Annotated in this window: 4 protein-coding genes; 3 read left to right on the forward strand and 1 reads right to left on the reverse strand. The window is 70.3% G+C overall.

The features are described 5' to 3' along the window. The coding region (locus tag VKG64_02515) for a hypothetical protein (protein HKB23902.1) at nucleotides 1-570 on the reverse strand (570 nt) is incomplete at its 3' end. A gap of 277 nt (nucleotides 571-847) precedes the next feature. Between VKG64_02515 and VKG64_02520 the strand changes: the two genes are divergently transcribed. The 3 genes from VKG64_02520 to VKG64_02530 all read left to right on the forward strand — a co-directional run. Then, nucleotides 848-2,416, forward strand: coding sequence for an ABC transporter substrate-binding protein (locus tag VKG64_02520; GenBank protein ID HKB23903.1), 1,569 nt, complete (start codon nucleotides 848-850; stop codon nucleotides 2,414-2,416). A gap of 18 nt (nucleotides 2,417-2,434) precedes the next feature. Further along, nucleotides 2,435-3,421 carry a hotdog domain-containing protein gene (locus VKG64_02525; GenBank protein HKB23904.1) on the forward strand — a complete coding sequence of 329 codons (987 nt, stop codon included), beginning with the start codon at nucleotides 2,435-2,437 and terminating at the stop codon, nucleotides 3,419-3,421. 4 nt (nucleotides 3,422-3,425) lie between these two features. Then, on the forward strand, nucleotides 3,426-3,545 hold a 120-nt coding region (locus tag VKG64_02530; GenBank protein ID HKB23905.1), incomplete at its 3' end, for a YebC/PmpR family DNA-binding transcriptional regulator.

The following is a 3,545-nucleotide window of genomic DNA, read 5'->3' on the forward strand; positions in this document are numbered from 1 at the left end:
GCGCTCGGGGTCGAGCTGCTCCTTGAGGATGACGACCTCGCCCTGGATCTCGTAGCCGGCGGCCTCGATGACGTTGAGGCCCTCGTTGAGGATGAGCTCCTGGCCGGGCTTGAGGGCGTCGGGCTTGAGGGCGGGGTGCAGGTTGACCTTCACCTTGCGGCCCTGCGCGAGGATGTTGACCGTGCCGTCCGCGTTGGGCGACAGATACACGCCGTACGTCGAGGGCGGCGCGCAGAGCTTGTCCACCTCTTCCTTCAGCGCCGTGATCTGCTCGCGCGCCTCGTAGAGCGCGTTCACGAGCTTCTCGTTCTGGTTGAACGCCTGCACGAGCTGACGGTTCGCCTCGCGGAGCTTGTTCTCGAGGACCATGAAGTCCTTCGGCGTGTCCTCGAGTTTCTTGCGGAGGTGAACGGTCTCCGCCTCGAGCGAGCGGATGTAGGCCTGCAGATCCTGAACCTGGATCTCGTACTCCGTGAGGCGACGGCGCGTGCTGGCGTCGGACATGGCGGCGGGGAGGAACTTCGAAAAGCCCTCGCGACTCGGGCTACTCTTCTTGTCGAACTCCTTCATAGCCCATCCCTTCTCGCTTGACCCCTCGTGCGCCGCATGCGCTCGTGCCTTTCGCTTGGCTGAGTATAGGCGTCTGGAAAAAAGAAAGTCAAGGTTGGCCGCTTACTTACCGGCCATCGCGCCCTCGATTTCATTGCGCTTTTCCTCCGCCTGGCTATTGCTGACCGTTCCGAGCGCCCTGGGACGGCCTCACGTGATGAAAGAGCAAATTCCGTACCGTCTTCGCGTCAGGGAAACGGGTGGCGCCGCTGGGGGGTTCCACGTATAAAAGGGGCCGATGCACGGTCTCCGTCGTGCGGCTCCCGCGCTCCTGCTGCTCGCACTCGCCTCCGCATGGGCCGCGCGCGCTCAGGGATCGAGCGCCCCCGCGACGGAGATCAGGCGCGAGGTGCGCATCGGCGTTCCGGGGGTCCCCTCGACACTCGATCCCGCCACGGCCCTCGAGGGCGCCGTCCCCCTCGTCGCGAGGCAGGTGTTCGACACGCTCGTCGCCTACCGCCAGGGCTCGACCGACATCGAGCCGGCCCTCGCGACCCGCTGGAACGTCTCGCGGGACGGCCTCGTGTGGTCGTTCGCGCTCCGCGAAGGCGTGAAGTTCCACGACGGTAGCCGGCTCACCGCGACGGACGTCGCCGCGAGCTTCGCGCGCCAGCTCCGCGGGGAGGTGCCGGGCTCGCCCGTCGTCTGGTCGGCGGTTTTCCGCGGTGTTCCAGGGGTGGTGCGCGAGGTGAGGGCGGCCGACTCCCACACCGTGCAGTTCGTGCTCGTCCAGCCTTATGCGCCACTCCTGACGGTGCTCGCCCACCCGGGCCTCGGAGTCGTGAGAAGCGTGACAGGCAGTGACGGCGCGGCACGCCTGATCGGCACGGGACCATACCGCGTCGTCGATACATCGGAGGGACGCTTGGCGCTCGAGGCGGTGCCCGATTATTGGGCGGGCCCGCCGAGGTCTGATCGTCTCGTCATCCTCGACATCGTCACGGACGACCAGGCCGAGGCCGACCTCGACGCGGGGACGCTGGATGTCTGGTTCTCGGCCGGCCCGCCGCGGCGGACCCTGGGCGCGCTCTCGGTTCCGGGGCTCCGCGTCGGCTATCTTGCGTTTCAGACCGAGAAGGAGCCGTTCTCCCGCAAGAGGATCCGACAGGCGGTCGCCGCGGCGCTCGATCCCGCCGTCATCGGCGTCGCGCTCGGCGGGGTGGCGGTACCGCTGCAGTCGTTCCTGCCCGCGGGCGTCTGGGCCCGCCGCGAGGGCTCGCCGCTGCTCGGCGCCGGCAAGGAGGCGGTGCGGACCCTCCTCGCGCAGGGCGGCGGGTGGCCGACCGGCGCGGCACCGATGCTGCTCGTGCCGTCGGAGACGGCGCTGCTGAGCCTTCCAAAGCTCGGCGAGACGATCCAGCTGGCCCTGGGCGCCGCCGAGATGCCGGTGAACCTCTCGATCGAGGAGCCCGACGCCGCGCGCGCGACCCTCCAGAAGGGCGAGCACGACCTGGCGCTCGTCGAGGCGGCGGTGTTCGGCGGCGATCCGCACCTCTTCCTCTTCCCGCTGTCGGCGAGCGAGGGGGCCGTCAAGGGGCCGCGCGCGCTCAACTTCTCCTTCTACCGGAACCCGAGGCTCGACGACGCGCTGATCCGCGCCAGCCAGCTCTCGTTCCGCGCCGAGCGCCAGCGCCTCTACCAGCGCGCCCAGGCGCTCCTCGCCGAGGATCTGCCGTGGCTCCCGATCTACGTGCGGCTCCACTGGGCGCTCGCGCGGTCCGAGGTGCGCGGCCTGCGCCTGCACCCGACGGGCTTCCACCGGCTCGACACGGTCTCGCTCGAGGCGGCGCCCGGCGGCCCGCGCTGAGGTGGTAGAGTTCAGGCTATGCCCTCGGTCGCCGACACCGCCGTCGAGATGGTCAACTGGGTCTTCCCCGAGCACGCGGGCGCGCCCGGGCAGATCCACGGCGGGCGCATGATGGAGTGGATCACGCAGGCCGGGACGCTCGCCGCCGCGCGCGTTGCGCGCGGCCACGTCGTGCTCGGGGCGATGGACGACATCGACTTCCTGCACCCCGTCAAGGTCGGCCAGATCGCGATCCTCCGCGCCCAGGTGGAGGACATCGGCACGAGCTCGCTCGAGGTCGGCGTGCGCGTGTGGGCGGAGAACGTCGCCACCGGGGCGCGCGCGGTGACGCTCAACTCGCACCTGGTCTTCGTCAAGGTGGGTGAGGACCTGCGCCCGCGGCCCGTCCGCGACGCGATCGCGTCGCGGGACGCGCACGAGCGGGAGCTCGTCGAGGCCGCGCGGCGGCGGCGGGCCGAGCGGCTGGCGCGCTTCGCCCAGAAGGCGGCGCGCGCGCGCGAGACGGCGACGGCCGACGAGGCGGACGCCCGCTGGCGCTTCGAGTCCGCGCGCAGCGTGCTCCCCGAGGACGCGCTCTTCGGCGACACGATGTTCGTCGGCAAGATGCTCATGGCCCTCGACGAGGCGGGCGGGATCCTCTCGATGCGCTACTGCAGGGGCCTGGTCATGACGGCGTGCCTCGACGCGATGGACTTCTACTCGCCGATCCGCACCCACGAGGTCGTCACCTTCAAGGCGGGGCTGAACCACGTCGGCACCTCCTCGCTCGAGGTTGGCGTCAAGGTCCTGGCTGAAGTACCGTGGTCGGGGGAGGCGCGCCACGCCTGCACCGCGTTCCTCACGTACGTGCACCTCGGGCCCGACCTCGCGCCCCGACCCTGCCCCCCGTTCACGCCGGCGACGGCCGGGGAGCGGCGGCGGTGGGAGGATGCGCTGGCGCGGCGCGGCGGAAGGCTCGAGCGCGTGAAACGGCTCAAGGCAGCCCTGCACGAGGAAAGAGGGTAGGACGATGTCTGGGCATTCCCGGTGGTCGCAGATCAAGCGGAAGAAGGGCAAGGCGGACGTCCAGCGGGGGAAGCTCTTCTCGAAGATCCTCCGCGAAATCACGGTGGCGGCGAAGAACGGCGGG

The sequence above is a fragment of the Candidatus Methylomirabilota bacterium genome, assembly GCA_035260325.1.
Classification (GTDB): Bacteria; Methylomirabilota; Methylomirabilia; order Rokubacteriales; family CSP1-6; genus AR19.